General features: G+C 45.2%; 6 protein-coding genes. 2 read left to right on the plus strand and 4 right to left on the minus strand.

Annotated features, from left to right (window positions below; all coding sequences use genetic code 11):
- Positions 1–43: 43 nt before the first annotated feature.
- A complete protein-coding gene (locus VIP81_RS05295; protein ID WP_331957429.1) occupies positions 44–1678 on the minus strand; it encodes a M1 family metallopeptidase in 1635 nt (544 codons plus the stop codon).
- Positions 1679–1723: 45 nt separating this feature from the next.
- On the opposite strand from VIP81_RS05295, the gene VIP81_RS05300 reads away from it, so the two are divergent.
- Both VIP81_RS05300 and VIP81_RS05305 read left to right on the plus strand, forming a co-directional pair.
- Positions 1724–3367 (plus strand): ABC transporter substrate-binding protein, encoded by a 1644-nt coding sequence (locus VIP81_RS05300; RefSeq protein WP_331957430.1) that lies wholly within the window; start codon positions 1724–1726, stop codon positions 3365–3367.
- A 111-nt stretch (positions 3368–3478) separates the two neighbouring features.
- A complete protein-coding gene (locus VIP81_RS05305; RefSeq protein WP_331957431.1) occupies positions 3479–4258 on the plus strand; it encodes an acyl-CoA desaturase in 780 nt (259 codons plus the stop codon).
- A 159-nt stretch (positions 4259–4417) separates the two neighbouring features.
- On the opposite strand, the gene VIP81_RS05310 is transcribed toward VIP81_RS05305, so the two are convergent.
- The 3 genes from VIP81_RS05310 to VIP81_RS05320 form a co-directional block, all read right to left on the minus strand.
- Positions 4418–5269: a DUF2911 domain-containing protein gene (locus VIP81_RS05310; RefSeq protein WP_331957432.1), complete on the minus strand. Its 852-nt coding sequence runs from the start codon at positions 5267–5269 to the stop codon at positions 4418–4420.
- Positions 5270–5289: 20 nt separating this feature from the next.
- The gene (locus tag VIP81_RS05315) at positions 5290–5946 is read right to left on the minus strand and encodes a response regulator transcription factor (RefSeq protein WP_331957433.1); all 657 of its coding nucleotides are present in this window, start codon (positions 5944–5946) and stop codon (positions 5290–5292) included.
- Between the two features lie 108 nt (positions 5947–6054).
- Positions 6055–6864 (minus strand): sensor histidine kinase, encoded by an 810-nt coding sequence (locus VIP81_RS05320; RefSeq protein WP_331957434.1) that lies wholly within the window; start codon positions 6862–6864, stop codon positions 6055–6057.
- Between the last annotated feature and the right edge of the window lie 202 nt (positions 6865–7066).

Raw genomic sequence — 7066 nt, forward strand, 5'->3', positions numbered from 1 at the left:
ATTCGCTTCAATAGCTTTTTGCTTTATGCTTTCAGCTTTCCGCTTATTTAACTTCTTTCGTTTTTATATAGAAGTTTTTATCTACCTCAAAATTTTTATGATCACTCAGCGAAATATTGGAACTGCGCCATAAGGTGCCAGGATAAATCAGCTTATAACCATTATCACTCAGTTTCACTCTCACGGGCATATTAAAGTCCTTTACATCAGATACCCAGCGGTATTGCAGCTGCTGTCCGGCAAAGCGATATTCCAGTGTAGGAATCGTAGTATGACGCAGGTACTGATCAAATACCTTATTCAGATTCATGCCTACCACCTGGCTCATATATTCCTCTATCTGTTGCGTAGTAACGGTTTGATGGTAGAACGCTTTATTCATACCTCTCAGCATTTGACGAAACGCTTCATCGTTTTCCATGATCTGACGGATGTTATGGATCATGTTGGCGCCCTTGTAATACATGTCACCACTGCCTTCTGCATTAACGCCATAAGGCGCTATGATAGGCACATCATTTTTAACGTTTTTACGGATGCCCTGTACATACTCCTGTGCAGCTTTAAGCCCATAGGCACATTCGGTAAACAGCGTTTCTGAATAGTTGGTGAAGGACTCGTGAATCCACATATCTGCGAGGTCTTTGCTGGTAATACTATTACCAAACCATTCGTGACCGCTTTCATGGATAATGAGGAAATCCCATTTCAGTCCCCAGCCGGTACCGGAAAGGTCAGTGCCTTTATAGCCCATTTTGAAATTGTTGCCGTAGGCCACGGCACTCTGGTGTTCCATGCCCAGAAAAGGAGTTTCCACCAGCTTGTAGCTATCTTTATAAAAAGGATATTTCCCAAACCAGTACTCAAAACATTTCAGCATAGGCTTCACTACTTTGAAATGTTCCCGGGCTTTTTCTTCATTGTAATCCAGTACCCAGTAGCCCAGTTCCAGCTTGCCGCCTTCGCCGGAGTAGCTGTCTTTTATCTCTATATAATTACCAATATTCAGTGCTACATCATAGTTGTTGATCGGGTTGCTCACATACCATATATAGGTGTGGGTGCCATCGGGATTGTCGATGGTTTTCTTCAGGCGTCCGTTGGAAACATCCACCAGTTCGGCGGGCACGGTAACGTTGATCGTCATGTTTTCCGGCTCATCGCTTTGGGTATCTTTATTAGGCCACCATACGCTGGCGCCCAAACCCTGTACTGCCGTGGCTATCCAGGGACGGCCTTTTTCATCTTTGACCCATACAATGCCGCCGTCCCAGGGCGCATTCTTTGCCCGGTGTGGTTTACCGCTGTAGAAAATGGTGATCTGTTTCTTTTTATCTTTTGCCTGCGGCGATTTTATTTTGATAAACCAGGCATTACTGTCACGGGTAAACGATAAGGATTTTTTATCCTGTATCACACTGTCTATTACCATGGGATACTGCAGGTCTATCTGCATCAGCGAATCTGGTTTCAGTACCTTATAAGTAATGGTATTAAAGCCCTGGAAGGTGCTGTCATCGGTGTTTACCTGTACATGCAGATCATAACTGGTTACATCCCACCAGGCGCGTGGAGGCGTAATACTACCTCTCAGCGTGTCTGCTCTGCTGAATTGTTGTTGTGCCGCAGTGGTAAGGGTTGCCATCAGGGCGATACAAAGCATTGGTATGCCGCGCATATTTATTCGTATATTTTAGACTGAAAGATATTAATTTACTGCCAAATGAAAAGTTGTTATTGTCAGGCGGTTATCATCAGATGTTGGATTGTGGGGCTTTGCAGCCTCTTGTTATGGTCGTGCGGTAGCCCGGAGAAACAGCGCTTGTCTGTATTCCGGTACAACAGCACCAATACGATTGCCTCCCTGGACCCGGCTTTTGCCAAAAGTCAGGAGGTCATATGGGCGGTAAAGCAGCTCTATAATACCCTCGTGGAACCAGACAGTAACCTGGTGATCCGGCCTTCGCTGGCGAAGCAGTGGCGCGTATCTGCCGACCACCGTACCTATACTTTTGACCTGAGAACGGATGTTTATTTTCACGACAGTGATATCTTCCCCGGCGGCAAAGGCCGGCGGATGACGGCTGCCGATGTGGTATACAGCCTGCGTCGTATTATGGACCCGGTAACCGCTTCTCCCGGCGCCTGGATCTTTAACGGTAAACTCAGTCCCGACAGTGGTTTCCGGGCGCTCAACGACTCTACTTTTGAATTAACGTTATATCGCCCTTTTCATCCGGTACTGGGTATCCTGAGTATGCAATACTGCTCCATTGTACCGCATGAAGCGATTGAAAAATATGGAAAGGACTTCCGCAACCATCCCTGTGGCACGGGGCCATTCCGCTTCTTCCTCTGGGACGAAGGACAGGCGCTGGTGCTGCACCGCAACCCTGGCTATTTCGAAAAAGACAGCACCGGGCATCGTCTGCCTTATCTCGAAGCGGTGCAGGTGAGTTTCCTCGACAGCAAGGCTTCTGAGTTCCTGTTGTTCCGGCAGGGACAACTGGATTTCATGAATGATATCGACGCCTCTTTTAAAGATGAAGTGCTGACCAAACAAGGCAAGCTGCGGAAAGAGTGGGAGGGGAAGATGGTATTGAACAAGCATCCTTATCTGAATACAGAATACCTCGGCTTTCTGACAGACCCCAATAATGCGCTGGTCAAAGGATCGCCCACCCGCTTACAAAAAATACGACAGGCCATTAACTACGGTATCGACCGTACGAAAATGATGACCTATCTGCGTAATGGCATCGGTACTGCTGCCATGGCGGGTTTTGTGCCAGCGGGGTTACCCTCTTTCGATAGTGCCAGAGTAAAAGGCTATAGCTATAATCCGGCTATGAGCCGGCAGCTGTTACGGGAAGCCGGTTATCCCGATGGACAAGGGCTGCCGGTCATCAAACTATTGTCTATTCCCATTTATGCCGACCTCGCCAACTACGTAGCCAACCAGTTGCAGGAAACCGGTATTCGTATCCAGGTAGAAGTAATCCAGAAAAGCCTGTTGCTGGAGCAAACCTCCAAATCGCAGGCGTTGTTTTTCCGGGGCAGCTGGATCGCCGATTATCCTGATGCAGAAAGCTATCTGGCCATGTTTTACAGTAAAAATCCGGCTCCGCCTAATTATACCCGTTATCAGAATCCGGCTTTCGACGAACTTTACGAAAAGTCGCTCGAGGAAAACAACGACAGCATCCGTTACGCACAGTATCAGGCCATGGATAACATGATTATTTCGGATGCGGCCGTGGTGCCGCTGTTCTACGACGAAGTGGTGAGGCTGGTACAGCCAAACGTATCGGGATTTTCCGGTAACGGTATGAATCTGTTGGAGTTACGTTGGGTGAAGAAAAATTAAAATTTAAAATTATTTTAACATTTTGGTGACGGTACCGCCTTCCAGACTGTCATTTTTCCCGGCTATTTATCTTACCTTTGCGCCTTATTTGTCACTTTACATTTTATAAAAATGACGGCGATCCTGATATTCTTTTGTGTGCACTGGTTCTTTTCCTTGTTCTTCCACACATTCTATTTACACAGGTATGCATCTCACCAGATGTATACTACCAGCAAGTTCTGGGAGCGTTTCTTTTATTTTAGTACCTGGTTTTTCCAGGGTTCATCATACCTGATTCCAAGAGCTTATGGCGTTATGCACCGCATGCACCATGAGTTTAGCGATACCGAACACGATCCGCATTCTCCACACTTCTTCAAAGATGTTTGGGGCATGATGGTACAAACCCGCAAACTCTACAATGGTTTTGCTACCCGTACCAGCACCGTAGATCCTAAATTCACCGCAGAACCATTACCAGAATGGGAAGCCATGGATAAATTCGGCGACAGCAACATTACCCGTTTCACCTGGATGGCGATCTATGTAGCTTTCTACGTAGTATTTGTACCAGCTGGCATGTGGTATCTTTATTTACTGTTACCTATCCATTTCCTGATGGGACCTGTACAGGGTGCTATAGTGAACTGGTGCGGACATAAATATGGTTACCAGAATTTCGACAACAGTGACCACTCCAGAAATACTTCTCCATGGGGTATTATCCTGATGGGAGAACTGTTCCAGAACAACCACCACAAATTTAAAGACAGTCCTAACTTCGCTAAGAAGTGGTATGAACTGGATCCCAGCTACCAGGTAATGAAGATGTTGAACTTTATCGGCATCATCAAGCTGAAACCAGCCATGATAACGCCTGCTCAGCTGAAGAAAGCGAAAGCTGCGTAAGAGTACACCGTACAATCAATCTGTTACAATAATAGAAAGTGCCTTGCCGTAATGGTGAGGCGCTTTTTATTTAAGCAGAAGGCATAAAGCATAAAGCAAAAAGCTATTGTTGCGTATATCACTCGCAACAATAGCTTTTTGCTTTACGCTTTCTGCTATTTATTTCAGGGTAGCCAGTAACTTTTTGTTCAGCGTTACATAGTCATCGTTCTTAGCTGCAGTAGCCAGTTCGATAGATTTCTGTGCTGCTTCTTTTGCTACAGCTACGTTCTTCGCTTTTGCATTGATGCGGGCTTTCTGGTACCATACCCAAAATGCGTCAGGGCTTTGGGTAGTAGCTTCATTGATCCACTCTACTGCTTTGGTGAGGTCTTTACCACTTTCATAGTAATATACCGCTGCCTGGAAGTAAGGTTTTTTCTCGGCCGACTGCATCGCGTCGTTGATCTGTGCGGTGATTTTATCGTCGATGTCGGCGCCAATTACTACAGGTACTTTTGTTTTATCCCAGCTGAGGGTCAGTACTACAGAGTTGGAGCGTACGTTTTCAAAACCGATGGTAAAGCTTTCCTGTGCGAAAGGACTGGCTACTGGTTTTACCTGTACACGTGCGATATCGTTTTCTTGTTTGTAGGCAGCAGGGCTGGTAACATCCAGGCTGCTGGTCAGGATTACTGTCCAGGATTGTGCGCCGGGAATGGTGAGTAAGCCGTATTTACCTGCTTTAACAGGTACGCCGCCAAATTTTACATCTTCTCCGAAAGTGATGGTGGTAGCGCTGTTAGCACCGGTTCTCCATACTTTACCATAAGGCACCAGGTCGCCCATGATCACACGGCCGTTTTTCAGCGGACGGGAATAACTCAGCTCTATATTGGATAAAGCGAAGTCCTGTTTGATGGTTTGGGTAGGGCTTGGCGCAGGCATTTTAATGCCCTGTGCGAGGGTAGTGCCGGCATATAACAGGAGCATAGCGCCTGCTGTGGCGGCAAAGGTTCTAATAGTTCTCATGATTAGGTGGGTATTTAAATCTATTCTATTAATCCGTTTCGGAATGCGTACAGTACCAGTCCAACGCTGTTTTTAACGTTGATTTTTTCTAATAATTTTTGACGGATGCCTTCTACAGTACGGGGGCTCAGGAAAATCTGTTCAGAAATCTCCTGGGTGGTGAGTTCATTACAGATCAGCTTCAGTACTTCCTGTTCCCGGTCGTTCAGTTGTATTTCGTTTTTAAGTGTTGGCTTAAATTGTTGTTTATTCTTGTGCAGTACTTTTTTAAGCAGCGCCAGGTTTACATTTTCATTGAAATAAAATCCTTTTTCGAAAGTAGTACAGATGGCTTCATAGATTTCTTCCGGGTCGGCATTTTTGAGCAGATAGGCGTTGGCGCCGTTTTCTACAAGATGGACAATGAAGTTGTCGTCTTCATACATGGTGAGTATAATGATTTTTACATCAGGATACTTTTCTTTCACCTTGATGGTGGCTTCGATACCATCCATGTTAGGCATTTTGAGATCCATGAGGATCACGTCCGGTTGTTGTGTTTCCATTATCTGCAGTAAATGCAGCCCGTCATCGGCTTCAAAGATGAAGCTGATGTTATCATATGGAATCAGCGTGTTTATCACTCCACTGCGAAAGATTTTATGATCGTCCGCAATGGCCACTTTTATGTGTGCCATAGGTGACAGTTAGGAGATTTGCTATTATTTTATTGATAATAAATTACTTAAAGTCATGCCGTTACAAACACAACCGGATGGCAATTTAGTAATAAAACAACATAAGTATCAACTATTCTGTGTGGGCGCCTGATAATTCTCTACACTAATCGTTGCAATAGTCCCTTGTGGTGTTCTGGAAGTGAAGTTAATGTTTCCACCAATGATATTCAGACGGCTCTCTATATTTTTAAGTCCGAGACTACCGGTTTTCTTCCGGGAGTCGGCCATAGAGGAGAGTAATGCTCCGTTTCCATCGTCTTCCACGTTGATCGTCAACAGGGAAGGAGTGGTCTGATAGGTGATTAATACTTCCTGGGCCTGCGCATGTTTCAGAATATTGTTCAATAGTTCCTGTACTACCCGGTATACGTTCAGCGCTTTTTCTCTGTCTACCGATTGCCCGTTGCCAGCGGTTTTGAACGTAATTTTTACCTGTTTGTTTTTATTCATCAGGTTGCAGAAAGAGTCCAGCGCATGTGCCAGACCAAGGTTTTCCAGCGCCTGGGGGTGGAGGCTCTGGGAAATAAACCGCAGCTGTTGTATGATGATATCTGTAAAATCTTTGGTTTCCTTCAGGCGTTCCGTTTCCCCGTTGCCGGTTTTAAGCAGGGGTTGCAATCCACCGAGATTGAGCTTGAGTACGGAGAGTTGGGCGCCTACTTCATCGTGGAGGTCTTCCGCAATGCGTTTACGTTCCTGCTCCTGGCCCTGGAGAACTGCGATGAGGCGTTCCCGTTGGAGCTGGAGGTCTTTGTCACGGATGTTAAGTTTGTATTGGATAACCTGCTTTTGTTGTAGAATTACCAGTCCAACAACCAACGCACCTAAAAGGAGCATGGCAGCAGTTCCTATTATCACTATTTCGATAAAACTCATTACTTTCTTTTGGTTATAGTCTGAAGGCCAATGTAAAATAGAACTAGTTGTAAAATACCTGCTATTAATGTAATAATAAAGGTAATGCTAGAAACTATATTTTGCCGTTCAAGGTAATTATAACTAAGCGAAAATATGAAAGAGCCACACAAGTATAGAAATAGCCCTGAATTGAACCAGAAATTGGGTAAATTATTAATGA

It is taken from the genome of Chitinophaga sp. (assembly GCF_036566945.1).
In the GTDB taxonomy this organism is placed as follows: domain Bacteria; phylum Bacteroidota; class Bacteroidia; order Chitinophagales; family Chitinophagaceae; genus Chitinophaga.

Coding starts and splice junctions, on each gene's coding strand:
- VIP81_RS05295 (WP_331957429.1), bottom strand. CDS start 1,678: ATGCGCGGCATACCAATGCTTTGTATCGCCCTGATGGCAACCCTTACC.
- VIP81_RS05300 (WP_331957430.1), top strand. CDS start 1,724: ATGAAAAGTTGTTATTGTCAGGCGGTTATCATCAGATGTTGGATTGTG.
- VIP81_RS05305 (WP_331957431.1), top strand. CDS start 3,479: ATGACGGCGATCCTGATATTCTTTTGTGTGCACTGGTTCTTTTCCTTG.
- VIP81_RS05310 (WP_331957432.1), bottom strand. CDS start 5,269: ATGAGAACTATTAGAACCTTTGCCGCCACAGCAGGCGCTATGCTCCTG.
- VIP81_RS05315 (WP_331957433.1), bottom strand. CDS start 5,946: ATGGCACACATAAAAGTGGCCATTGCGGACGATCATAAAATCTTTCGC.
- VIP81_RS05320 (WP_331957434.1), bottom strand. CDS start 6,864: ATGAGTTTTATCGAAATAGTGATAATAGGAACTGCTGCCATGCTCCTT.